General features: G+C 37.4%; 17 protein-coding genes. 2 read left to right on the plus strand and 15 right to left on the minus strand.

The annotated features are described in order from the left end of the window. Positions 1–65: 65 nt before the first annotated feature. The 8 genes from nuoF to aspS all read right to left on the minus strand — a co-directional run bounded on the left by nuoF (position 66) and on the right by aspS (position 7,212). Entirely contained in the window at positions 66–1,433 is a 1,368-nt protein-coding gene (nuoF, locus tag J2W95_RS09895) for an NADH-quinone oxidoreductase subunit NuoF (RefSeq protein ID WP_310006466.1), read from the minus strand. Position 1,434: 1 nt separating this feature from the next. Continuing rightward, positions 1,435–1,965 carry a complex I 24 kDa subunit family protein gene (locus J2W95_RS09900; protein ID WP_310006468.1) on the minus strand — a complete coding sequence of 177 codons (531 nt, stop codon included), beginning with the start codon at positions 1,963–1,965 and terminating at the stop codon, positions 1,435–1,437. Positions 1,966–2,041: 76 nt separating this feature from the next. Continuing rightward, complete coding sequence (locus J2W95_RS09905; RefSeq protein ID WP_310006470.1) at positions 2,042–3,280, minus strand: NADH-quinone oxidoreductase subunit D; 1,239 nt, start codon at positions 3,278–3,280, stop codon at positions 2,042–2,044. 32 nt (positions 3,281–3,312) lie between these two features. After that, the gene (locus J2W95_RS09910) at positions 3,313–3,834 is read right to left on the minus strand and encodes an NADH-quinone oxidoreductase subunit C (RefSeq protein WP_310006472.1); all 522 of its coding nucleotides are present in this window, start codon (positions 3,832–3,834) and stop codon (positions 3,313–3,315) included. A 5-nt stretch (positions 3,835–3,839) separates the two neighbouring features. Continuing rightward, entirely contained in the window at positions 3,840–4,388 is a 549-nt protein-coding gene (locus J2W95_RS09915; protein WP_310006474.1) for an NADH-quinone oxidoreductase subunit B, read from the minus strand. Between the two features lie 164 nt (positions 4,389–4,552). Then, complete coding sequence (locus J2W95_RS09920) at positions 4,553–4,918, minus strand: NADH-quinone oxidoreductase subunit A (RefSeq protein WP_310006476.1); 366 nt, start codon at positions 4,916–4,918, stop codon at positions 4,553–4,555. A gap of 235 nt (positions 4,919–5,153) precedes the next feature. Next, complete coding sequence (locus tag J2W95_RS09925) at positions 5,154–5,348, minus strand: cold-shock protein (RefSeq protein WP_077378011.1); 195 nt, start codon at positions 5,346–5,348, stop codon at positions 5,154–5,156. Positions 5,349–5,457: 109 nt separating this feature from the next. Then, positions 5,458–7,212 carry an aspartate--tRNA ligase gene (gene aspS, locus J2W95_RS09930; RefSeq protein ID WP_310006483.1) on the minus strand — a complete coding sequence of 585 codons (1,755 nt, stop codon included), beginning with the start codon at positions 7,210–7,212 and terminating at the stop codon, positions 5,458–5,460. Positions 7,213–7,509: 297 nt separating this feature from the next. On the opposite strand from aspS, the gene J2W95_RS09935 reads away from it, so the two are divergent. Both J2W95_RS09935 and J2W95_RS09940 read left to right on the plus strand, forming a co-directional pair. Then, the gene (locus tag J2W95_RS09935; protein ID WP_310006485.1) at positions 7,510–7,872 is read left to right on the plus strand and encodes a toxin-antitoxin system YwqK family antitoxin; all 363 of its coding nucleotides are present in this window, start codon (positions 7,510–7,512) and stop codon (positions 7,870–7,872) included. A 410-nt stretch (positions 7,873–8,282) separates the two neighbouring features. Then, entirely contained in the window at positions 8,283–8,555 is a 273-nt protein-coding gene (locus J2W95_RS09940; RefSeq protein WP_310006487.1) for a DUF4242 domain-containing protein, read from the plus strand. 74 nt (positions 8,556–8,629) lie between these two features. On the opposite strand, the gene J2W95_RS09945 is transcribed toward J2W95_RS09940, so the two are convergent. From J2W95_RS09945 to J2W95_RS09975, 7 genes are all read right to left on the minus strand, one after another. Continuing rightward, positions 8,630–9,868 carry a TMEM143 family protein gene (locus J2W95_RS09945; protein ID WP_310006489.1) on the minus strand — a complete coding sequence of 413 codons (1,239 nt, stop codon included), beginning with the start codon at positions 9,866–9,868 and terminating at the stop codon, positions 8,630–8,632. Between the two features lie 877 nt (positions 9,869–10,745). Further along, positions 10,746–17,129: a tail fiber domain-containing protein gene (locus J2W95_RS09950; RefSeq protein ID WP_310006491.1), complete on the minus strand. Its 6,384-nt coding sequence runs from the start codon at positions 17,127–17,129 to the stop codon at positions 10,746–10,748. Between the two features lie 135 nt (positions 17,130–17,264). Next, positions 17,265–18,377, minus strand: a complete 1,113-nt coding sequence (locus J2W95_RS09955; protein WP_310006493.1) for an OmpA family protein — start codon at positions 18,375–18,377, stop codon at positions 17,265–17,267. Then, positions 18,374–18,874: a T9SS type A sorting domain-containing protein gene (locus J2W95_RS09960; protein ID WP_310006495.1), complete on the minus strand. Its 501-nt coding sequence runs from the start codon at positions 18,872–18,874 to the stop codon at positions 18,374–18,376. Before J2W95_RS09960 ends, J2W95_RS09955 begins: the two co-directional genes overlap by 4 nt. Positions 18,875–19,268: 394 nt before the next feature. Next, the gene (locus J2W95_RS09965) at positions 19,269–20,363 is read right to left on the minus strand and encodes a helix-turn-helix domain-containing protein (protein WP_310006497.1); all 1,095 of its coding nucleotides are present in this window, start codon (positions 20,361–20,363) and stop codon (positions 19,269–19,271) included. Positions 20,364–20,683: 320 nt separating this feature from the next. After that, positions 20,684–24,151 carry an efflux RND transporter permease subunit gene (locus J2W95_RS09970; RefSeq protein ID WP_310006499.1) on the minus strand — a complete coding sequence of 1,156 codons (3,468 nt, stop codon included), beginning with the start codon at positions 24,149–24,151 and terminating at the stop codon, positions 20,684–20,686. 94 nt (positions 24,152–24,245) lie between these two features. Beyond that, positions 24,246–25,388, minus strand: a complete 1,143-nt coding sequence (locus J2W95_RS09975; protein WP_310006501.1) for an efflux RND transporter periplasmic adaptor subunit — start codon at positions 25,386–25,388, stop codon at positions 24,246–24,248. Between the last annotated feature and the right edge of the window lie 24 nt (positions 25,389–25,412).

Genomic DNA, 25,412 nt, shown 5'->3' on the forward strand with positions numbered 1-25,412 from the left:
GGTCTTAATGTCTAAAGCTTAAATCAAAAACGTTGATTTTCTAACTTTCGACTTTTTAACTTCCTTTATACTGTTGCTTTAGAAACTAGGTGCTTAACTTTTTCAAAAGGTTCAGCAACAAAATGGTCTCTGTTTTTTATTTTTTCAGGGAAACGAATATGGTATTCAAACTCGTCTCTAAAGTGGCGAATAGCCGCCGCTACTGGCCAAGCTGCTGCATCTCCAAGAGGACAGATCGTGTTTCCTTCAATTTTACTTTGAATACTCAATAATAATTCGATATCTTCTTCGCGTCCGTGTCCGTTTTCAATTCTGTGCAATACTTTTTCCATCCAACCTGTACCTTCTCTACATGGAGTACATTGGCCACAACTTTCATGGTGATAAAAACGAGAGAAATTCCAAGTATTGCGAACAATGCAAGAGGTATCATTATAAACAATAAATCCTCCTGAACCCAACATAGATCCAGTGGCAAAACCACCATCACTTAAGGATTCGTATGACATCAAACGATCTTCGCCTGCTGCTGTTTTATAAATTAAATGTGCAGGCAAAACAGGAACAGAACTTCCTCCAGGCACGAATGCTTTTAATGGTCGGTCAGAACTCATTCCTCCAAGATATTCATCAGAATTCATGAATTCATAAACACTTAATCCCAATTCAATTTCATAAACACCAGGGTTTTTGATGTGCCCTGAAGCAGAGATTAATTTGGTTCCCGTAGATCTTCCAATACCAATTTTAGCATAATCTGCTCCTGAATTGTTTACAATCCATGGCACAGTTGCAATAGTTTCTACGTTATTTACTACGGTTGGATTAGCCCAAAGTCCTGAAACTGCTGGGAATGGTGGTTTAATACGAGGGTTTCCTCTTTTTCCTTCCAATGATTCGATTAGTGCGGTTTCTTCTCCACAAATGTAAGCTCCACCACCGATTTGTACATACAAATCCAAATCATAACCAGTTCCTAATATATTTTTTCCTAACCAACCTGCTGCTTTTGCTTCGGCGATAGCACGTTCCAAAATTTTATAAACCCACATATATTCTCCACGAATATAGATATAAGAAAGGTTAGCGCCTAAAGCATAACTGGAAGTGATCATTCCCTCAATCAATAGGTGAGGGATATATTCCATCAAATAACGGTCTTTGAAAGTTCCTGGTTCTGATTCATCGGCATTGCAAACCAAATGTCTTGGTTTTCCTGATTTTTTATCAATAAAACTCCATTTCATTCCAGCTGGGAAACCAGCACCACCACGACCACGTAATCCAGAAGTTTTTACTTCTTCGACTACTTCGTCAGGGGTTAAGGCTTTTAAAGCTTTTTCTACAGAAGCATAACCACCGTTTTGGCGATAAACTTCATAAGTTTTAATCCCAGGAATATTGATTTTATCTAATAATATTTTTTGTGACATCTTATTTATCGTGTAATATTATTTTATCGTCTTTACAATCTGCAATTAACTGGTCGATTTTTTCTTTGTTCAAATGTTCTTTGTAAAAATCTCCCAATTGCATCATTGGAGCATAACCACAAGCACCCAAACATTCAACTCCTCTTACTTCAAAAAGACCGTCAGCCGTTGGTTCTCCCACGGGAACACCTAATTTTTCACAGGTATAATCCATCAAGTCCTCAACACCGTTTAAACAACAAGGTGAAGTTTGGCAAAATTCAAACATGTATTTGCCAATAGGTCTTTGATTAAACATCGTGTAAAAAGTAACTACTTCATACACTTCGATAGGTTTGATTTGTAAAATTTCGGCAACTTTATCTTGTAATTCAATGCTCAACCAATTGTCGTGAGCGTCTTGAGCTTCGTGTAAAACGGGAAGTAAAGCTGATTTTCTTTTATCTTCAGGATAATGGCTGATTAATTCATTGATGCGGGACATCAATGCTTCAGTCATATTTATTTCTTGTTTGTAATGTGTTCTTTCCATCCTAATATTTTAGATTTTAGATTTTAGATTTTGATTTTTCAATCCGACTTCTGAAATCTGTATTCTGCAATCTTTTTTATGCGTCTAATTCTCCAGCAATAACATTTAAACTTGATAAAATAACAATGGCATCAGATAACATTGAACCTTTGATCATGTCTGGATAGGCTTGATAATAGATAAAACAAGGTCTTCTGAAGTGTAATCTATATGGAGTTCTGCTTCCATCTGTTTCAAGGTAAAATCCTAGTTCACCATTAGCTCCTTCTACTGCATGGTAGATTTGAGCAACTGGAACAGGAACTTCTCCCATTACAATTTTGAAATGGTATATCAAAGATTCCATATTGGTGTAAACATCTTCTTTTGGAGGAAGGTAGTATTCAGGAACTTCGGCATGGTATTCATTTCCTTCCGGCATTTTGTCCAATGCTTGACGGATAATGCTTAAACTTTCCCATACCTCTGCATTTCTAACGCAGAAACGGTCGTAAGTGTCTCCTGATTTTCCTACTGGAACTATGAAGTCAAAATCTTCATAAGAGCTGTAAGGGTGTGCCACACGAACATCGTAATCAATTCCGGCAGCACGTAAATTTGGACCTGTAAGTCCGTAAGCCATTGCTTTTTCTGCAGTTATGGCTCCTACGTTTACGGTACGATCAATAAAAATTCTATTTCTTTCGAATAGATTTTCAAATTCTTTCCAAGCAACTGGGAAATCTCTTAAAAAGTCATCTAGTTTTCTAAAGGCTTCTGGTGACCAGTCTCTTTCGAAACCACCGATTCTTCCCATATTAGTTGTAAGACGTGCTCCGCAAATTTCTTCGTATATTTCGTAAACTTTTTCTCTGAATTGGAATACATATAGGAAACCAGTATAAGCTCCTGTGTCTACACCTAGAATTGAATTACAGATTAAGTGATCTGTAATACGTGCCAATTCCATAACGATAACCCTTAAATAATCAACTCTTTTAGGAACTTTGATATCCAAAAGTTTTTCAAGTGTCATCCACCATCCCATATTGTTGATAGGTGAAGAACAATAGTTCATCCTGTCTGTAAGTGGAGTGATTTGATAAAAAGGACGATTTTCTGCAATTTTTTCGAAAGCTCTGTGAATGTAACCGATTGTTGGCTCAGCTTCCAGAATTTTTTCACCATCCATCAACAAAATATTTTGAAAAATACCGTGCGTAGCAGGATGTGTAGGACCTAAATTCAGAACAGAAAGCTCGCTTCCGTCTTCATTGTGTCTCTCCTTGATTATTTTAGCATAGCGATGCTCTGGTGGTAATAATAGTTCTGACATTTATTTAATGTGAAAAATTATATTTATTTTTTTTAGCAATTTGTCGTTGTACGTCCAAAATACCTGTCGTCTTTATCTGTTCTTCCGCTGTCTTCCATTGGAAATTCTTTACGCATAGGGAAAGAAATCATCTCGTCCATATTCAAAATACGTTTCAATTGTGGATGTCCGATGAAATTGATTCCGAAGAAATCGTAGGTTTCTCTTTCCATCCAATTAGAACACAAAAAGATATTTGAAATACTTTTAATTTCTGGATTTGATCCGTTTAGGTATGCTCTAATTCTAATGCGTTTGTTCTCATACCAATTGTGCAAATGATATACTACTGCAAATTGTCTGTTTTCTTCATTATCTGGGTAATGTACCGCACATAAATCAGTCAAAAAGTGAAAACGCAAAGTAGGATCATTTTTCAAATAAAGAACCACAGCAGTAATGATGTCTGAATCCGCTTCAAATGCAAAAATGTCTCTATCTTGATTGAAACCTAAAACTTTTGAACCAAAAGTTTCTGTTAACTTCTCTTGAATTTCTGTTGTTTCTAAAGCCATTTTACTTATTGAATGTTATAAGATGCCAATAATTCTTGGTACTCTGGGGAACTTCTTCTTCTTACAGATTCGCTTTTTACTAATTCTTGTAACCTCATAACCCCATCTACGATTTGTTCCGGACGCGGTGGGCAACCTGGAACATATACGTCAACTGGAATTACCTTGTCAATTCCTTGTAAAACAGAATAAGTGTCGAAAATTCCTCCTGAACAAGCGCAAGCTCCTACTGAGATTACCCATCTAGGCTCTGCCATTTGTTCATACACTTGACGTAAAATTGGTGCCATTTTTTTGGAAATTGTTCCCATTACTAATAGCATGTCGGCTTGACGAGGAGAGAAACTTACCCTTTCTGAACCAAAACGTGCCAAATCATAATGTGAAGCCATTGTGGCCATAAACTCGATTCCGCAACAAGAGGTTGCAAAAGGTAAAGGCCAAAGCGAATTGGCACGAGCTAATCCTACAACGTCATTCAGTTTTGTAGCGAAGAAACCTTCACCAACAACACCTTCTGGAGGGGCTACCATATTTATTTTTGAATCGCTCATTTTAATTTTAGATTGCTGATTTTAGATTTTAGATTTTAAAAATCTTAAATAAATAAATCAATGTTTTAAACAAAATCAATATCTTAATTGGAGAAATTTTAAGTTTCAAATTTTATTCTCAAATATTGAGCCAAAATCTGAAATTTTATAATTAAAACCTCTTCTTATTCCCACTCTAAAGCTTTCTTTTTGATGATATAGAAAAAACCAACTAAAAGAAGCATCATAAAGATAATCATTTTTATCATCCCTTCAATACCTAACTCTTTGAAATTCACTGCCCAAGGGTATAGAAATATTACCTCGACATCGAAAAGAACAAACAAAATGGCAACTAAGAAATATTTTACCGAAAAGGGGATTCTTGCATTACCAACTGATTCAATTCCGCATTCGAAATTTTTGTCTTTATTTTCTGAAGATCTTTTCGGGCCAAGTTTGCCAGAAATTATAATCACTGCTATGACAAATCCTACAGCCAAAACAAGCTGCATAAAGACTGGGATATAGTTTAATTGTTCGGATTGCATAATTATATTTATTTTGCTTTGAAATAAGCTACAAAGATAGCTTTAGTGAGTGGAAATCACAAGTGCAAAGCCAAAATTAGTTTACGAATAAAATAGAAAATCAGATAATTTTTATTGATTATAAATAATATTACAACTGGTTAATGTTTTGATGAGAATAATGCAAAAAAAAAACGTCCCGATATACGGGACGTTTTTTAGACGTTTTGCAAAAAAAGGGGTTACCTGTTTTTGCTTAAAGAACTGCAACTTTAGCAGCAACTTTACCTTTTCTTCCTTCTTCTTCTTCATAGCTTACTCTGTCACCTTCGCGTAATTCTTCCGCGTTGATTCCTGATGCATGAACAAAAATGTCTTTTCCTGTTTCTTCGTCTGTAATGAATCCGTAACCTTTAGATTCATTGAAAAATTTAACTGTACCTGTACGCATTGTAATAGTAATAATAATTTATAATGAGGCAAATGTAATCTTTAATATAATACGAAAATCATTCTCACAATATTTTTTTTCTAAAATTATTGATATTCAATGTTTTCACCTAATTTGTTAAATTTAATTTAATATGTAATTCCTTTAATTGGGATTCATCAATAATTGACGGTGCATCAATCATAACGTCTCTACCTGAATTGTTTTTTGGGAAAGCAATAAAATCGCGAATTGTCTCTTGTCCTCCTAAAATTGCGACTAGACGATCCAATCCAAAAGCTAAACCACCATGAGGAGGTGCTCCAAATTGGAAAGCATCCATTAAGAAGCCAAATTGCGCTTTTGCTTCTTCTTCTGTAAAGCCTAAATATTTAAACATTAATTGTTGTGTCGCCTTGTCGTGAATACGAATAGAACCTCCGCCAATTTCATTTCCGTTCAAAACCATGTCGTAGGCATTAGCACGAACTTTTCCTGGATTGGTTTCCAATAAGTGCATGTCTTCTGGTTTTGGAGAAGTAAATGGGTGGTGCATTGCATGGTAACGTCCGCTTTCTTCGTCAAATTCCAATAATGGGAAATCTACAACCCAAAGAGGTGCAAATTCAGCTGGGTTTCTTAATCCCAAACGAGTTGCCAATTCCATACGCAAGGCACTTAATTGTCCTCTTGTTTTATCTGCTGGTCCTGAAAGAACAAAAATCATATCACCGGGTTTTGCTCCAGTTGTTTTTGCCCAATTGGTCAAGTCTTCTTGATCGTAGAATTTATCTACAGATGATTTAAAAGTTCCATCATCGTTACATTTTGCATATACCATTCCGCTGGCGCCAACTTGTGGACGTTTTACCCAGTCAATTAATGCATCAATTTCTTTACGAGTGTAATTTCCAGCTCCAGGAACCGCGATCCCAACAACTAATTCAGCTGCATTGAAAACTGGGAAATCTTTATGCTGTGCAAATTCGTTCAATTCACCAAATTCCATTCCAAAACGGATGTCCGGTTTGTCATTTCCGTATGTTTTCATGGCATAATCATAGGTGATTCTTGGGAATTTATCCACGTCGATGCCTTTTATTTCTTTTAGCAAATGACGAGTCAAACCTTCAAATACATTCAATATGTCTTCTTGTTCAACGAAAGCCATTTCGCAATCGATTTGAGTAAACTCAGGTTGTCTGTCTGCACGTAAATCTTCGTCACGGAAACATTTCACGATTTGGAAATATTTGTCCATTCCACCCACCATCAATAATTGTTTGAAAGTTTGTGGAGATTGTGGCAAAGCATAGAATTGTCCTTCGTTCATTCTAGAAGGAACAACAAAATCTCTAGCTCCTTCTGGAGTTGATTTGATTAAATATGGAGTTTCTACTTCACAGAAATCTAAATCCGAAAGGTATTTACGCACTTCCATTGCCACTTTGTGACGGAAAAGCAAACTGTTTTTTACCGGATTTCTACGAATGTCCAGATAACGGTATTTCATTCGGATGTCTTCACCACCATCAGTTTCATCTTCGATAGTAAACGGAGGAGTTAAAGCAGCATTTAATATGTTTAATTCAGTTACTAAAATCTCAATTTCACCGGTAGGAATGTTTTTGTTTTTGGCTTCACGCTCAATCACAGTTCCTTTTACTTGGATAACATATTCGCGACCCAATGTTTTGGCAGCTTCAAAAACTTCTTTTATAGAACGACTTTCGTCAAAAATCAATTGTGTAATTCCATAACGGTCGCGTAAATCTACCCAATTCATAAATCCTTTATCTCTAGATTTTTGAACCCAACCGGCAAGTGTAACTTCTGTATTGATATGAGAGGCGTTTAATTCGCCACAATTATGACTTCTGTACATGATATAAATTTTAGTTTTTGCTCTTTTTAGCGCGAGTGCAAATTTAGGACTAACTTATGAATATTAGATTGTGAAAGTCAATTTTTTGCATTTTCACTTTTTTTATTTTTTATCAAAAGTGATTATTTACCTTCAATTTGTTCAAATAGCCTCTTTATGGAAAGAAATTTCCTTGTTTTTGATTTCCAATGTTAAGCTTTCGTCTATGTTACGAAATTGTTACCAAAATGTTTTTTTAATGTAAATTTTGTTTCTAATTTTGATGTATAAAGATGTAAACAATTAAAAACTAACGATATGAAAAATCTTGTCATTTTAGTAGCAGTATTATTCTCAGGGGTTATTTTTGCACAAGATGCTAAACCTGTTTTGGAGCCATTTGGCAAAAAAATCAGAGCAACCTATTTTTATGAAAATGGGCAAGTGCAACAAGAAGGCTATTTTGAAAATGGAAAATTGGAAGGAATCTGGGTTTCCTATAATGAATCGGGAGATAAAATTGCATCTGGAGAATATGTTGAAGGAGTTAAAACAGGCAAGTGGTTTTTCTGGTCTCAAATAGATGGAAAAAATAGTCTTAGCGAAGTAGATTTCTCCAATAATAAAATTGAAAAAGTCAAAAACTGGAGACTAGATGGTCTAGCGAATTCAAACGAGTAGGCCTAATAGTTAATTTAAAAAAAAGGAGAAAGTCATTATTGATTTTCTCCTTTTTTATTGCGCTTTTTGGTGTTATAACTTTGTTAATAATGTATTGATTTACAATGATTTGTTTTATCTTTATTGTGAAAACACAGCTTGTGGTTTAGGGCAAAATAGAGAATCAGTTAGTTTAAATATCTATTTGCGAACGCTTTAAATTATAAAGTTTGTGTTTGCCAAAAAAATCGGCTTTTATGGATTACTGTATTAGCCGATTTTGATTGTTTTAGTGCTTTTGAATCTAAAAAGCAATTGAATTTACTGCCCCTTTCTTCATAAATCTCTTTTGTTTTCTTTAATTATTTGCACGGTGGAACCATATAGAGATTTTCTATGGTTATTTATTCGAATGTTTTAATCCAATTAGTATGCCTAAGTATGTTATTGAAAGGGAAATTCCGAACGCAGGGAATTTGACCCCAGAACAATTGAAGGAAGTTGCAAACACATCTTGTGATGTCTTAAGACAAATGGGGCCAGAAATACAATGGAAACACAGTTATGTGACTGATGACAAAATTTATTGTGTTTATATTGCCCCAAATGCAGAAATGATTAGGGAACACGCCGATAAAGGTGGGTTTCCAGCCAATAAAATAAGTCTTGTTTCGGAAATTATCGACCCGGTTACTGCGGAGTAGCAAGTTATGCTTATTTTAGAAAAGGAGAAATTCGTTCGATTTTCTCCTTTTTTTATGTTTTTCAAATAGATTGCCTAATCCGTAACCAATTGATTATAATCAAAAACCCCATCCCATATCTCGTCTATTCTGATGAGCGCTTTATCTAGCGGAATAACTTCCCATTTGCCATTAGTTTCTGAGGCAAGCCCTGAGTTTTTCAATTTCTGTAAAGCATCTTTCACGTCAAAATCAAGGTCTGTATTGTGTTTTGTTTTAAACCAGGATTCAATCTGGTGGTCTAGTTCTTCTTCGGTCAAAGGAGTTTCGCTTCTATTCAAAAAGGAGTACGCCAAGATGGTTTCCTTAAGCACTTCTTCTTCCGAAGAGTTTAACAAAGAATAAAAAGCACCGCTATTATTCCCCAGATTTTTGAAATAAAGACTATCCGAAAGCATTTTTGAATATTTAATTTTCTTGTTTACAAAGTTGTTGTATTGACGGAACAAGTAAGCACCCAATATTCCAAGGGCTATTAAACCTTGATTTAGAGATGTTTTGCTGTTTAGCAAATCTATTGTTTCGCCAGATTCAACGGCCGATTGCATTTTAATTAGTGCCGGAATTACTTTGGCACTCAATAGTGAAATTCCACCCACAAGACCCGGAACCCATAACAATAGCTTATCGGTTGTGGACATCATCGGGATCGCATTCGGGAAAATTGTTTCTAGGTCGTTTTTGGGAACGCGTTTGAAGATTTTCAATACGATAGCGCTAGGATCAATCGGCATTTTGTTCGAACGGCTTTTCTTTTCCTTATAGTAATCGGCATCGTGATAATTGAGGTAAATCATCACCCGGTCATAGTATTCGATCTCTATTTCCTTCTTCCAAAAAAAGAATTTGGAGACTTTTTCTTTTGCTGTATGCTGGCCACGAACAAATATTCCATATTCTTTATACGCATCCAAGTCAATGGCAAGTTTCAAACCTATTAAATCCGAATCTTGAAAAGCATCGTCCAAAGTTTCCTGATTTACACGTTTATAATTACCTCTATCCAGTACTTTAAACAGTGTTTCTTTGAAAAGCGAAAAGTCACTTTTACCAACAAATGCTTCTCGTTCTTTTGGATGAATGTCCGGATCGAACAAGGCATAGTTTTGCTTTAAATTACGGATTAGGTTAAAAGCTTCGTAGTGGAAATAATGTTCAATGATATCGAAAAGCTTTTTGAAATCCTCGATCTGTTTTTCATCTCCTGCATATTCAGCCAGTTGTTCTTCGAGCAAGAATTCCTTATCAAATGGGATATAATGTTCTCTTTTCATATTGAATTCGGGACTTTAATGTGATTTTTTAAAAGTCCTGCAAAGGTAAAGCACAAAACCCGAAAATTAAAAATAATAATCAGGAGCGAAAGAATGGGCTTTATCGGGACATATGGGTTCCTGCTGTCCGCTGTATTCCTCGCAGAAAAAGCTCGGGATGCCGCTTCCATCAGGGCTAAAGAGCTGGCAAAGGTGATTTTTTGGGAAAACTGTGAGGAATGTAAATCAGCGCGCTAGGGGGTTTTGGTAGCTTGCCTACCAAAACCATAGGCACGCCTAAACAATTCAATAGGCACACCTATTAAAACCAAAGGCGATGCCTGCAAAATTGATAGGCTCGCCTATCAAAATCAAAGGTGCTGCCTATAAAATCGATAGGCACGCCTACCAAAATTATAGGCGCGCCTATCGAAAAAGAAGGTGACGCCTACAAAATCGCTAGGCACGCCTTAATATTATTATGGCACCCCATTCTCAAAATGCGATAGCGCAGATTTACAATCCTTGACCACACAGCACATCGACAAAGAAAGAAAAAAATCAAAAATAGATTGGTCTTGATAATTGGGATGGGGACGGATTGAAAACGGCGTTATCGTGCGTAGAGACATATCCACACCATCGGGTTGTTGCAGTGAGGGTAAGGAATAAGAGCAAGCTACCGAAGTAGCGAGATAGATTAGCTATTTTATATTCGTTAATCGCATAAACACAAAATGCCTTCAGAGACAACTCTGAAGGCATTCATAAATTACTTTCGTGTTTTTTGTTTGGCAAGGCAAAGCTCAAATAAGTTTGGCTTTGCGAACGCCTTTAGAAAACGACTGCTTTACAACAGTGGTAAAAGCTTAAATTCGATATAAAAACGTATTGGGTTTTATTGTTTCGCCTCAAGCTTATTCAATCTCTCGCTTAAGTTTTTAATTAATTCGTTTTGAGATTGTGATTCTTTTTCCAGCTTTTCAATAGTACTGGCTTGGTTTTCAATAAGCGTTTGCTGTTCCTGCATCGCTTTTACTATTGGCGAAAACAAGTCGTTGTAACGTACACTGTACATTCCTTTATCATCTATGTGGATGATCCCGTTATTGACTGCTCCCGCTTTGTTAAGCGATTCTTCCAACTCCTGAGCGATAAAGCCATATTCCGTTTTCTTTGAAGCATCATTGTTACGGAAGTAAGAAACAGGACGTAGTGTTTTGATGAAATTTAAACCCAATTCAGAATTAACAATGTTCGATTTTAATCTTCTATCCGAAGTGCTAATTAATGGTACACTACAAAATAAAGTTGTAATAAAAGTATCCCCTAATTGAATTGTGTTTGAATCATAGACACGGGCATTAGCACCAATTGCGGTAGCATTTTCTAGGTCGCCTGAGGCAACATCGGCTTGGAAGCCAATAGCTGTATTATTACTACCAGAGACGTTATATTGAAGAGCCCCCCATCCATTGGCTGTATTATTACTACCTGTGGCGTTTGCATTAAGAGTATATACTCCATTGGCTGTATTACCATAACCTGTGGTGTTTGTAAAAAGAGCGAAATTTCCATTGGCTGTATTATGACCACCAGTAGTGTTTGAATATAGAGCCGACATACCATTGGCTGTATTTTCCCAACCTATGGTGTTTGATAAAAGAGCCTGCATTCCATTGGCTGTATTCCCCGAACCTGTGGTGTTTGATAAAAGAGCCTGCGTTCCATTAGCTGTATTATTATTACCTATGGTGTTTGAATAGAGATCCTGCGAACCATTGGCTGTATTCCCCGAACCTGAGGTGTTTGAATAGAGAGCCTGCCCTCCATTGGCTGTATTGTCTGCACCTGTGGTGTTTGAATAAAGAACCTGCACTCCATTGACTGTATTATTATTACCTGTGGTGTTTGAATAAAGAGCCGAGTACCCATTAGCTGTATTACGAGAACCTGCGGTGTTTGCCTTAAGAGTGTTATATCCAGTGGCTGTATTCTCCGAACCTGTGGTGTTTGCTCCAAGAGCACCGTTTCCTACCGCGGTATTTTTAGAATTGTTGGTTCCATTGCCACGTCCTACAGTAACTGTATTCACAATTAAATCCTTATTAAATGTTTTTGCTCCCTCAAAGATTTGAACTCCTGTGGTAACGATACCTCCATTAGAAGCATCCGCCGGTGTCAAGCTCAAAACTCCCGTAATAATGGTCGCTCCATTGGAACTTGGCGCTCCAATAGCCCCAACAGTTAAGCCGCTACTAGAAGGTGTAGTCCAGGATAAAATTCCGTCAGTTCCATTTGAAGTAAGTACTTGGCCTGAAGTACCTGTAGTTTTCGGGTAGGTAACGTCTCCTGCGGTTACTGTTCCGCTGGTTTTTACATCAGTAATAGCAGTATCCCCTAATTGAATTGTGTTATCTGCATCGACAATGGCATTGGCACCAATTGCGGTAGCATTGTGTAAATAGCTTATAGCAACATCGGCTTGGTGGCCAATAGCAGTGTTGTTATAACCATCCGAGTTTGCGTAAAGAGCACGATATCCATTGGCTGTATTATTATTACCACTACCATTTGTTTGTAGAGCTCCCGCTCCATTGGCTGTATTTTGATTACCTCTGTTGTTTAGACTAAGAGCCCTCGCTCCATTGGCTGTATTTTCCCAGCCTTTAGTGTTTGTACCAAGAGCGTAATATCCATTGGCTACATTATCATAACCTTCGTCGTTTGCACTAAGAGCCTTCGCTCCAATGGCTGTATTCCACGAACCTTGGTTGATTGCACTAAGAGTCTTCGCTCCAATGGCTGTATTATACGAACCTGTGGTGTTTGCAATAAGAGCAGCGTTTCCTACCGCGGTATTATCTGAATTGTCGATTCCGTTGCCAAGCCCTACAGTCACTGTATTTACAGTTATATCGGCATTAAATGAAACTGTTCCGGTAAATGTTGGAGAAGCCAAGTTTGCTTTTAAATCTAACGCTGTTTGAGTAGCTGTTGAAACTGGTTTATTGAGATCGCTGGTATTGTCTACATTGCTTAAACCTACCATCGTTGCATTGATTCCTGAAACTGTTCCGGTAAATGTTGGAGAAGAGGCAAAAACAACTGCACCGCTTCCTGTTTCATCTGAAATAACACCCGCTAATTCTGTTGATGTTGTCGACGCCAATACATTTAATTTATCCGTGGTGACCACCAATGTTTTAGAGGAAGGTATCACTGTTCCGTTCACAGTAGTTGCGGTTGCTGCACCCAAAACCGGTGTTACCAAGGTTGGTGAAGTATCCATGACAAACTTAGTGCCCGTCCCTGTTTGTGAAGCTACTGATGTCGTGTTGCCAGAACTTGTTATTGCTCCTGTAAGATTGGCATTGGTGGTTACTGTGGTTGCATTACCAGTTAAGTTTGCCGTAATGGTTCCTGCAGTAAAATTACCGCTTCCGTCTCTTGCGACAATAGCGCTTGCTGTATTGGCAGCGGTTGCAGTTGTAGCTGAATTTAATACTTTTCCGGCTGTACTAATGGTTGCCAGATTCGCATCTGTTATTCCAGCAGTACCGGAAAGATTTGCATTTGTCAATCCCGTTATGATATTTGGATTTGGCCCATCAACCGCAATTGTTTTTTTGAAAAACGTTTCAGTACCAGCTAATGTAGCCAATGTACCTGTTGCTGGCAAAGTAACATCTGTAACAGCGGTTGATCTTAGCGTAGTGCCAAAATTACCTACAGTTGCAAGGTTACCCCCTAAAGTGATTGTTTTTCCGGTATTGGCAACCCCTGTTCCTCCATTGGCACCTAAAACTATTCCTGTTACGTTAGTTGCAGTACCTGTTACATTTCCTGCTAAGGCTGCCGTAATGGTACCTGCAGAAAAATTACCGCTTGCATCTCTTGCAACAATAGTGCTTGCTGTATTGGCAGGGGTTGCAGTTGTAGAAATTACACCTCCCGCTATAGTAATATTGCTACCCGCTGTGATAACAGAGCCATTAGCCGCTAATATTTGCGCTGCTGTACCAGTAGGAGTTTTATAAGCATTGGCTGTTACTGTTCCACTGGTCTTTACATCGGTAACTGCAGTATCCCCTAATTGAATTGTGTTTGATGCAGCGACAATGGCATTAGCACCAATGGCGGTAGAATTAACTTGATAGCTTGCATAAACATTGGCTTGGTAACCCATAGTGGTGTTATTATTACCGTTAATGTTATTCATAAGAGTATACAATCCAATGGCTGTATTACCATTACCGAGGGTGTTTCCAAAAAGAGCACCATATCCAATGGCTGTATTACCATTACCAGAAGTGTTTCTATAAAGGGCGGCAGATCCATTGGCTGTATTATTAGAACCTTGACTGTTTTTATTAAGAGCCTCCATTCCATTGGCTGTATTACTAAAACCCGTGGTGTTTGTAATAAGAGCATCTTTTCCTACTGCGGTATTAGTTGGAATGTTACCCTTGCCAAGTCCTACGTTCACTGAATTTACAGTTAAATCAGAACTAAATTTTTTAGCCCCAGCAATAATAGGTTGGTCAGTTGTCAAATCGACAAAATTTTGTGTATCCGATCCCGTACCTCCATTTTCAATAGCTACTATTCCGGTTACGTTAGTTGCAGTTCCATCAATACTCGATATTCCGGTTAATGCCTGTGCTGCTGATGCGCGGTTTAAGGCTAGAGCGGTTGTTCCAATATAGGTAGTTGATGAGTTTGCTGCATTATCACCAGTATTTGTACCCGACAAATTGGCTACTGCAGTATTTGCTAACATCGCATTAGTGATCGCTCCGTTTGCTATAGCTGTCGCATTACCAGTACTTGTTACAGGTCCGGTAAGATTGGCATTGGTAGTTACTTTCCCTGCTGTTAAACCTGCTGCAGTTCCAGTTATATTAGTTCCTATCAGCGTAGTAGGAGTTCCTAAATTCGGCGCTGTTAATGTTTTATTGGTTAACGTTTCAACGCCATCCAAAGTAGCCAATGTTCCTGTCGTAGGCAAAGTAACAGTTGTAGCAGCAGTTGATGTTAGCGTAGTGGCATAATTACCGACAGTTACAAGGTTACCCCCTAAAGTGATAGTTTTTCCAGTATTGGCAATTCCTGTTCCTCCATTGGCACCTAAAACTACTCCGGTTACGTTAGCTGCAGTGCCATCAATACTTGTTATTCCCGTTAATACCTGTGCTGCTGATGCGCGGTTTAAGGCTAGAGCGGTTGTTCCAATATAGGTAGTTGATGAGTTTGCTGCATTATCACCAGTATTCGTACCCGACAAATTGGCTACTGCAGTATTTGCTAACATCGCATTAGTGATCGCTCCGTTTGCTATAGCTGTCGCATTACCAGTACTTGTTACAGGTCCAGTAAGATTGGCATTGGTGGTTACTGTGGTTGCATTACCAGTTAAGTTTGCCGTAATGGTTCCTGCAGTAAAATTACCGCTTCCGTCTCTTGCAACAATAGCGCTTGCTGTGTTGGCAGCAGTTGCAGTTGTAGCTGTATTCAATACTTTTCCGGCTGTACTGATGGTTACTATTTTCGCATCAGTAACACTCGCATCTGCGATTTTAGCAGTGGTTACGTTTGCATCGGCAATTTTTGCTGTAGTTACATTCGCATCTGCGATTTTAACTGTAGTTACGTTTGCATCCGCAATCTTGTTCGTTGTAACGTTTGAGTCTGCAATCTTCGGAGTTGTTATAATTCCCGCTCCAATTGTAGTTGCATTGCCAATGGAAGTAACGTCTCCTGTTAAATTGGCATTTACAGTATTTAGACTATTTACATAGGTTTTTACAGCCAACTGAGAAGGATATTTGGTATCTGTTGCAGAAGTAAAAGTTGCATCAGTGCTTTTATTAGCTACATCTTCTTTTGTTGCTTCAGCAGCCGTAGCACGAGTAACTTCTGTAGCCAAATTACTAGTCAAAGTAGCATCTGCAGTCGTTCTGTTGTTGGTTTCTGTTGTCAGGTTAGCAGCGATTGCACTTTCGGCAGTCGTAGCGCGAGTGGCTTCTGCGGTCAAATTGGTAGTCAAAGTAGCATCAGCAGTCGTTCTGTCATTTCTTTCTGTGGTCAAGTTAGCAGCAATTGCACTTTCGGCAGCTGTGGCACGAGTGGTTTCTGCAGTCAAATTGGTAGTCAAAATAGCATCAGCAGCCGTTCTATTGTTTGTTTCTGTGGTCAAGTTAGCAGCGATTGCACTTTCGGCAGCCGTAGCGCGAGTGGTTTCTGCGGTCAAGGCAGCGACGGCTGTAGTAGCGGTTGCATCCACATAGGTTTTTACAGCTAACTGTGAAGGGTAATTGGTGTCTGTTGCAGTAGTAAAAGTTGTATCAGTGCTTTTATTAGCTACATCTTCTTTTGTTGTTTCAGCAGCCGTAGCACGAGTAACTTCTGCAGCCAAATTACTAGTCAAAGTACCATCAGCAGTCGTTCTGTTGCTGGTTTCTGCAGTCAGGCCAGCTGCGATTGCATTTTCAGCAGTAGTGGCACGAGTGGTTTCTGCATTCAAATTGGTGGTCAAAGTACCAACAGCAGTCGCTCTGTTGTTTGTTTCTGTGGTCAGGACAGCAGCGATTGCATTTAAAGCAGTCGTTCTGTCGTTTGTTTCTGTGGTCAGGTTAGTAGCGATTGCATTTAAGGCAGTCGTTCTGTCATTTGTTTCTGTGGTTAGGTTAGTAGTGATTGCATTTAAAGCAGACTGAGTTAACGTACTAATTTGTTTGTCTGCATCACTGGTGTTGTCCACCTTTTCTAAACCTAAATTTGTCTTGGCTCCAACAACTGTAGTAGCATTAGTTCCTCCATTTAGTATGTCTACTACGCCAGTAACATTTTCAGCATTTACAGCAGAGATTGCAAAAGGAACTGATCCGAGTTCCTGGTTGCTTATTTCTGTAAAATTAGAACAAGAACCATCCGTATTTAAACCAACCTTCAAATGTTTGTTGTCCACAACCAGTAAAGTCTCATTGAAATTGGCGGCATAACCACCTATTTTGGTTCCTCTTCCAATTAAGGTATTTACCATTCCGAATTCATCTGTAGTTGAATTGACGGTTTCTTGGTAAATAGTATTCTCAGAAGCATCAATTATGCTAAATTGAAGACAGATTTTTTTGTTGGCCAAAGGAGCTCTTTGATTGTTGTATCCAGGGATTTTTTCACCGTTCGGATTAAGAATGATAGCCTGATAAGTTATGCCGTTGGTCTGGGAATAAATAAAAGTACTTAAGAGTACCAGAAAAAAGGAGTATATTTTTTTCATATGGAGGTATTTATTGTTTTTTAGTGGTATATGGTATCGCCATTTTTCATAATTATTTATGATTTGGAATCATGGCGATTACATCATGTAAAAAGTTAATTGTTTTGATCCTATACTAAGAATGGTACTTAAAGTTTATTGGTTTTTTACTTCCCCAATGGCTTCTTCCGTCAAAAGCACAGAGAAAACAACTCTTCTGTTTTGAGCTCTACTCCAAGGTGTAGTGTTTGGGATAATCCCTAAACCAATTGCTTCAAATCTTTCAGCAGGCAATCCTTTTGAAACTAAATAATTTTTCACTGACTCAGCTCTTTTTTTAGAAAGCATATTGTTGAATTCAGCCGGTCCGCTATCATCACAATATCCGGTAATGGTTATCTTAACTACTTGAAATTGATTCATTGTAGAGATGTTTTTGTCAATATTTTCTTGAGCTTCCTTAGACAATACATCTTTATTAAGATCAAAATTAACTGCATATTTGTTCAGCATTTCATTCACTTTTTTGTTTGTTCCCTCAACATCGATAACTTCGGGAGCAACAACTGCAACTGGAGCAGGAGCAGGAGTTTCTGCCGGAACAACTGCAACTGGTTCTGGAGCCGCCACCACTGTCTTAGTGTGCGCGCCGCCACTTTGATTCATTTGGATATGGATGCCCAATTGTATTTGGTGCGTATTGAATGATAATTTTTCATCTGTTGAATTGGTAACATTAAACCCTTTTGAAAAGTAGTAGCCCAAGCTAAAAAACACATCCTTATTGACATTATAGGAAGCCTGCAATCCCGCTTTTGGACTCAAAAGCAGCCCGGAAAATTCCTTTTGTGACATTAAATCAAGATAAGCGCCATTGATTTGCTGTTTGCCATAAACAATGGTGGCAATGCCCAAACCTCCATTAACCCCTAATTCAAAACCTTTTGTTTTCACAAAAGAGTAGGTTAATGAATTTTCAATTCCGGCATATTCGGTATTCCAGGAATACGAATTGGACGAAGTGCTTTCAATGGCGTTATATTGATTAAGGCTTAAACCTATGTTGTATTTAAGAGATCCCTGTTTTAATAGGATTGAATATCCCACTTCATAAAAAGAACCAGTTCCGGCCTGCAAATTGGTATTGGAACCTGCGTCACTTTTGTAATTGAAATCGGTGTAATTTCTTCCGGTCTTCAAATAAATTTGCTGTGAATGCATTTTCTGGAAAGAACACGCAAGCACAAATAAGAGTATTAGTTTTCTCATTTTTTTCTAAGGATTTGGGTATAATAGGTAAAATTAGGTGCCGATAATTGCACCAGATAATTGCTTTCTGCCAATCGGGACATGTCGACCGTAAGAAGGTTGGAGTCAGTTCTTTGTGTTTGATTAAGAATCAATCTACCACTGATGTCAAAAACTCTAATCGATATAAGATCCGTGATTGGTTCCGAAAATTGAAAGTTTATCGTGGAAACAAATGGATTTGGATAAGTTAGGGTCGTAATTTGATTCGTGGAATTGATGTTATTGCTGCTAATGTACTTTCCCCACAAACCTTGCTGGAAACCTTGGCCATAAACTGTCCCGTCTTTAGAATAAGTTCCTATGGGACTTTGTTGACCAACAGTTTGACTTACATACATTCCGTTTGGCAAGGTTACACTTGTGCCTTGAATGGATAGCATTTGATGATGGAGATTCTGCCCGTAAGTACAAAACTGAAATAGTAGAAGTGAAAATAAAAGTAAAGGATGTTTCATACGCACTTTTTTAGGTTAAAAAAATATAATTTCCCTAACTAAAATCAAGTTGTTTAAGTGCGGCAATGATTGACCCAGGACAGGGACTTTATTGGATATTGAAAATTATCCAATAGTATTGCAGAATTTTTTTTAGATCATTAGTAGGTTGGGACAAACATAAATGTTAAAAAATCAACAAAATAGTCAATTCGGACATTTTTATTTTTGTTTGCATGCAATTGAAAATAACTGTATTGACTGTAAATACTTGCCTTTTTTAAACAATATGCTTCTCTTTTTAATTTAAAAAAAAGATAAAATTGAAGGGACAACCATAAAAAATAAAAAAACCCCGATTGCTCTACTGTGTGATCGGGGTTTTCATTTTTGGCTAATGTTCAATAGCAATAATCTAATGATTACGTAAAAAATCGGAATGCTGAACCTTAAATTCCGAAGGCATGGCTTTGAAGCGTTTTTTAAAGCTGGCAGTAAACCTACTGGGACTTTCAAAACCTGTTACCGCGGCAATGACTTGTATTTGGATATCTGTTTTCTGGAGTAGCTGCATGGCTAACAGCAGATTTTTTTCTTTATGATATTGCAGAAGTGAAAACCCGAATACACTTTTGAAATCAGATTTTAACTTTGTTGATGACATACCAACTTCTATTGCAATACTTTCTAGTCCCACAAATGGAAGATGTAAATTGCTCAAAATTATCTTCTCAGCTTTGGCAATCTTATAATAATCGGAATTGGATAAACTGTTATTTTTTTTAATCTGATCCTTATCAAAAGAATGTTTGAAAAATGTATTAATTAATTTCAAACTGTGCTTTTTCACATCTGTTGTGTTAAAAAGGCCACTATTTTCGTTTTCTATAATTTGAGAAATTTCCTTGGCTAAACCATGTGCTTTGGGTGCAATATCAAGCCATGTAAAAAATCCTGTCTCAGTTGACAGAAAATCATCTATAATTCCTTTTTTCAAACCTTTGCCTGAGAATATGTTTTCATCAGCCCATTTTTTATTAAAAACAAAATTATAGAATTTACCAGTGGTTCCTTTGTAAAAATAAGTAGCCACCTCGGTATTGGGTTTGTAAAAAGTCCAGCAGGTACTTAACAAAGCCACATTTTTTTCTGAGTTGGGATTTTTAAAAGGGAATTCATATTCGAAGATAGAAAATGTCAAAAAATAATAATCGCTTGCTACATCTTCGTTATAAATTGCTTTGGCAATAATATTTCTCTCAACCTTGATATTGGTTGCCAAAAGCCAAAGACCTTCGTCAAGCTCTCGGTAACGCATTATCCCACTACAAAACCTATTATTAGTAGCAACAGCATTCTGTAAAATTTTGTGTCCGTTTACAGGTGTATTTTTAAGACTTTCAACCATTGCCATGGGTGAATTTGAAATATAAGGCAACTCAAAAAAACCGTCTTTATAAAGGAATAAATACTTTTGAACTAGCTCTTTCCATTTTGAACTTGATGTCATAAGAAAACATTAATGTAGTGAGGATTGATTAAAACCTCTAAATTTGATTTGCAAAGAAAACAAACAAGATAGGCTATTTGGATATCAGCGCTGAACTAACGACTTTTTTGTAAATTATTAAGTAAAACGAGGTAAAGGTGCAATAAAAGACCCTAAAAAAATACATTTTAGTTTTTTTAATCTTTTTAAGCCCTCGTGAATGACTCTATTTCCTATAATTCATAGAATATTACAAAATTTTAACTGCTTTTTAAAGCAAAAAAACCATACCGTTCTCGTATTATAGAGCGGTATGGTTTTTTATATTGAGTTATATTAATTTATTCTTCCGTTGCGGTTTGAGCTTTTCTTCGATCTCGTAACCAATATTTAGTTCTTTTCACCAAATAGAACATTACAGGAACCATTACCAAAGTCAAAACTGTGGCATAAGTCAATCCAAAGATGATCGTCCAAGCCAATGGGCCCCAGAAAACAACGTTGTCTCCTCCCATAAAGATGTGTGGATTCAAGTCGGTTATCAAAGAGAAGAAGTCAAAATTCAGTCCAATAGCCAGTGGGATTAATCCCAATACTGCCGTCAAAGCGGTTAGCAATACAGGACGCAGCCTTGATTTACCAGATTCGATAATTACTTCTTTGATTTCTTCGATAGTCAGATCATCGTGACTTCCGAGATTATTATCGGCCACTTTTTTGTCCAATAATAAAACAAAAAAGTCCATTAATACAATTCCATTTTTCACCACAATACCTGCCAGCGAAATGATTCCCATCATGGTCATCAAGATCACAAAATCCATATTCGCAATCACATAACCGTAAAACACCCCACTGAAACTCAGGATTACCGTGAACAGGATTACAATTGTTTTTGAAACCGAGTTGAATTGAAGCACGATAATAATGGTGATTCCAGCCATGGCTAAAAACAGCGCATACATCAAGAAACTTTGGTTTTTGTCTTGCTCTTCCTGTACCCCCGAGAAGGAATAGGTAACTGTTTTTGGTAATTCGTATCCTTTTAAATCAGCTGCAATTTGTTTGGTGATTTCATCAGCATTGTAACCAGTCAGGACGTTGGAATAAACCGTCATGATACGTTTTTGGTTTTTCCTTTTGATTTGGTTGTACGTGGTCGTTTTTTCTGTTTCGGAAACCGCAGAAATAGGCACTTGCATCATTTGCCCATTGTTCTGGTTTCGGAATGTTAGGGATTGATTGAACAATACGTTTTCGTTCTTGCGTTGGTCATCCTGCATACGCATAGTGATGTTGTAATCATCATCACCTTCTTTGTAGGTCGAAATTTCCTGTCCATATACGGAACGACGCAAATTGAACCCCAATTGCCCTGTTGAAACACCTAGACTTCCTGCGCTTACACGATCCACTTTTACCTCAAGTTCCGGACTTTCTTTGTTGACATCAATGCTCAATCTTTCGATTCCAGGAATATTTTTAGTATTGATAAAAGTGATCATCTTGTCTGCTTCTTTCAGCATTTCCTCATAGTCAATACCTGTCAGCTGAATACTGATTGGGTAACCTGCTGGTGGTCCATTGGCATCTTTTTCAACCGTTACTGTAGCTCCGGCGATTGCTTTTACTTTGCCTCTGATTTCTTCAAGGATATCGGCGGTGTTGATTCCTCTTCTGAATTTAAATTCGGAGAAATTCACTGTCACTTTCCCTTTGAAAGGAGTTTCGGAAGCCGATCCCGCATCTACGTTTGGATTTCCGGCACCAACACCGACTTGCGACACGATTGATTCGGCCAAAAAGTTTTTGTTTGTTTTTGGATCTACGTATTTGTTCAAAATAGAAATAATCTGTTTTTCAACAAATAGGGTAGCCTTATTGGTTTTTTCAATATCGGTTCCTTGTGGGTATTCGATGTAGGCGATTACCTGATTCGGGATATTGTCTGGGAAAAACAATACTTTTCTAGGGAATATTCCCAAAAGGATGAAAGAGAAAAATAGCATTCCGATAATTCCGATCAGAGCATACCAAGCTCTTTTTTTGGTTAAAATTTTGGCCAAAAAGGTTTTGTATTTGTCTTCCATTCTCGGGAAAAAGCTGTGCTGGAAATCTTGTGTCCATTGGTACAATTTTAATTTGTACAACCACATCAAACCAAGGGAAATGATAGCCAAATGACCAATTGCTTTTGCCAATTTAGAATCATAAATATTACCTAGAAGAACAAAAATAACCGCTATAATTGTAAAAATGATTGAGTATGTTTTTGCTGATTTTTTGGTCACATTTTTGTCCTCAATATCCATAGATCCTCCTGTCATAGCCGCATTGACAACCATAGCTACAAATAAAGAAGCAGTAAGTGTAACAGTCAAGGTCATTGGGAAATATTTCATGAATTTACCCATTGTTCCAGGCCATAAGGCAAAAGGCAAGAACGCCATCAAGGTCGTAGCAGTAGAAGAGATTACCGGCCAAGCAATTTCACCAATTCCTATTTTGGAAGCTTCGACTCGAGGCAGCCCTTTTTTCATGTTAGCAAATACGTTATCGACCACCACAATACCGTCGTCCACCAGCATTCCCAGTCCCATAACCAAACCGAAAAGCACCATAGTGTTTAGTGTTAATCCAAATGCCGATAATATACTAAATGCCATTAGCATAGATAATGGAATAGCAGCTCCCACAAACAAAGAGTTTCTAAGTCCCATGGTAAACATCAACACGATCATTACCAGAACAATCCCGAAGATGATGTGGTTGGACAATTCGTCAACTTGGTGTTCTACACGAGATGATTGATCGTTTGTTAATTCAATTTTTAGATTGGATGGCAAATACGATTCTTTGGCTTTTTCTATTCTCTCTTTTACTTGTTCAATAGCCGAAATCATGTTTTGGTTGGAACGTTTCTTTACGCTCAACATGACAACTTCGGTTCCTTTCTCACGGGCATAAGTGGTTTTTTCTTTTTCTTTGAAACTCACTACTGCAATGTCTTTCAGGTAAACCGTTCCTCCATTGTGTTTTACGATGATGTCTTCCAATTCTTTTGGGTCTTTGATTTCACCCACAATTCGGATGTTGTTTCTGGATCCTTGAGAAATTAAATTCCCTCCAGAAAGCGTCATATTTTCATATTTCACCGCATTTTGAATGTCATCAAAAGATACTTGGGCAGCCGTCATTTTGAAAATGTCAACGGCAATTTCCACTTCTTTGTCATCAACACCCAAAATATCTACTTTTTTTACTTCAGGAACTTCCTCAATATCGTCTTGAAGCAATTCTCCATATTTTTTAAGTTGTTGAGTGGTGTAGTTTCCTTGTAAATTAATGTTTAGAATTGGCACTTCCTCCGAAATGTTCAAATCAAATACACTCGGCTCCACTTTACTTCCATTGTCAAGATTAGGCCAATCAGTATCTGCTTTTACGATATCTACTTTATCCTTAATTCGTGATTTGGCAATTTCTATGGTGATTTTGTCTTCAAACTCAACGATTATCATTCCATAATCTTGAAAGGAACTGGACGTAATTTTATCTACGCCGCTGATATTTTTGATTTCCTTCTCAAGTGGTTTAACAATTAATTTCTCTACGTCCTCGGCTGAGTTTCCAGGGAAAACTGAGGAGATGTAAATTTTGTTTTCTATAATTTCCGGAAAATCCTCTCTAGGCATCGTAACGTAGGCAATGACTCCAGTGATTACAATCAATAAAGTCAAGATATATACTGTCACGCGATTTTCGACAGCCCAACTTGATATTCCGAATTCTTTACTTTGATGACTCATATGTTTTTGGTTTAATTTAGTTTAAAGTTGCTTAATGAGTTTACAGGTCTCTTTTCTAAACCTTTTTAAACTCATAAACCTCCCTAAACTTTTTTTAAAAATTCAATTTCATTCCATCCGAAATGGTATTCATGCCTTCGGTAACTATTATGGCATCAGCATCTAAACCGCTTAAAATCTCGGTTACATTGTCTGAAGACTGACCAGTTTTAACAATCACTTTTTTTGCAATACCTGTTTTTCCGGTTGAGTTATCTACAGTATACACAAAACTGTTTTTCGTGGCATCCTGCTGAATCACATTGGTGGGGACAACTACTGCATTTTTGCTCACATAATCAATCACTTTCAGTTTAGCAACCTGGTTCGGGCGTAATAAATTATCGGGATTGGGAACACTAACTTCGATTCCGAAACTTCTATTGTTGGGATTGATGAAATTCCCTATTTGACGTACTTTTCCTTTGTAGGTTTTACCCAATGAAGATAAGTACACATCTACTTCAGTACCAATTTTTAGTTTTCCGATATACGTTTCTGGAATAGAAGTTGAAACATACATATTTCCAAGATTCACAATTCGCATTAATCCTTGCGGGCTGGCAGAAACGACTTCTCCTTTTTCAACAAAAAGTTCGTCAATAGTTCCAGAAAATGGTGCTTTAATTACTGTTTTTGCAATTTGTGCTTTGATTTGCGCCACTGCTTTTTGAGCTGAAATCATTTGGGTTTGTGCCTGTAGATATTGAATTTCAGAACCAATTTTTTGATTCCACAGGTTTTTTTGGCGTTCAAAAGTGGTTTTTGCCAATGCATATTGGTTTTCGGCACTGGCCAATTGTTGACTCATACCTCCATCATCGGTGCGTCCCAAAACTTGTCCTTTGCTTACTTTTTGACCTGCTTTTACATTTAATTCCACTAAGTTTCCTGGAAATTCGGGTTGTATCAATACATTTTCATTGGTGTTGATATTCCCTTGTATCTCAAGATAGTGGTTGAAAGTGGTGTCTTTCAATTTTACGGCAGTAACCAATGCTTCTACTTCTTTGTTTACATCCAAAGTAGCTAATGCTTCATCGATTTGCGTAAGCTGTAATTGGAGTTCGGCTTTTTTTGCGGTTATTGCTTTCACATCTTTAGAAGCAATAATGGCTTCGAATGATTGGTTTTTTTCGGAGGAATTACAAGCAATCAATACAATGGAAAGGGTGGTTAGTATTAGTATCTTTTTCATATATGTAGAATTTAATGGAAGTTG

Origin of the sequence: Flavobacterium granuli, from assembly GCF_031456055.1 — a bacterium.
Taxonomy (GTDB): domain Bacteria; phylum Bacteroidota; class Bacteroidia; order Flavobacteriales; family Flavobacteriaceae; genus Flavobacterium; species Flavobacterium granuli_A.

What these genes read in the sequence shown, in the direction of transcription:
- nuoF (WP_310006466.1), bottom strand. Translation starts at nt 1,433, where the DNA reads ATGTCACAAAAAATATTATTAGATAAAATCAATATTCCTGGGATTAAA.
- J2W95_RS09900 (WP_310006468.1), bottom strand. Translation starts at nt 1,965, where the DNA reads ATGGAAAGAACACATTACAAACAAGAAATAAATATGACTGAAGCATTG.
- J2W95_RS09905 (WP_310006470.1), bottom strand. Translation starts at nt 3,280, where the DNA reads ATGTCAGAACTATTATTACCACCAGAGCATCGCTATGCTAAAATAATC.
- J2W95_RS09910 (WP_310006472.1), bottom strand. Translation starts at nt 3,834, where the DNA reads ATGGCTTTAGAAACAACAGAAATTCAAGAGAAGTTAACAGAAACTTTT.
- J2W95_RS09915 (WP_310006474.1), bottom strand. Translation starts at nt 4,388, where the DNA reads ATGAGCGATTCAAAAATAAATATGGTAGCCCCTCCAGAAGGTGTTGTT.
- J2W95_RS09920 (WP_310006476.1), bottom strand. Translation starts at nt 4,918, where the DNA reads ATGCAATCCGAACAATTAAACTATATCCCAGTCTTTATGCAGCTTGTT.
- J2W95_RS09925 (WP_077378011.1), bottom strand. Translation starts at nt 5,348, where the DNA reads ATGCGTACAGGTACAGTTAAATTTTTCAATGAATCTAAAGGTTACGGA.
- aspS (WP_310006483.1), bottom strand. Translation starts at nt 7,212, where the DNA reads ATGTACAGAAGTCATAATTGTGGCGAATTAAACGCCTCTCATATCAAT.
- J2W95_RS09935 (WP_310006485.1), top strand. Translation starts at nt 7,510, where the DNA reads ATGAAAAATCTTGTCATTTTAGTAGCAGTATTATTCTCAGGGGTTATT.
- J2W95_RS09940 (WP_310006487.1), top strand. Translation starts at nt 8,283, where the DNA reads ATGCCTAAGTATGTTATTGAAAGGGAAATTCCGAACGCAGGGAATTTG.
- J2W95_RS09945 (WP_310006489.1), bottom strand. Translation starts at nt 9,868, where the DNA reads ATGAAAAGAGAACATTATATCCCATTTGATAAGGAATTCTTGCTCGAA.
- J2W95_RS09950 (WP_310006491.1), bottom strand. Translation starts at nt 17,129, where the DNA reads ATGAAAAAAATATACTCCTTTTTTCTGGTACTCTTAAGTACTTTTATT.
- J2W95_RS09955 (WP_310006493.1), bottom strand. Translation starts at nt 18,377, where the DNA reads ATGAGAAAACTAATACTCTTATTTGTGCTTGCGTGTTCTTTCCAGAAA.
- J2W95_RS09960 (WP_310006495.1), bottom strand. Translation starts at nt 18,874, where the DNA reads ATGAAACATCCTTTACTTTTATTTTCACTTCTACTATTTCAGTTTTGT.
- J2W95_RS09965 (WP_310006497.1), bottom strand. Translation starts at nt 20,363, where the DNA reads ATGACATCAAGTTCAAAATGGAAAGAGCTAGTTCAAAAGTATTTATTC.
- J2W95_RS09970 (WP_310006499.1), bottom strand. Translation starts at nt 24,151, where the DNA reads ATGAGTCATCAAAGTAAAGAATTCGGAATATCAAGTTGGGCTGTCGAA.
- J2W95_RS09975 (WP_310006501.1), bottom strand. Translation starts at nt 25,388, where the DNA reads ATGAAAAAGATACTAATACTAACCACCCTTTCCATTGTATTGATTGCT.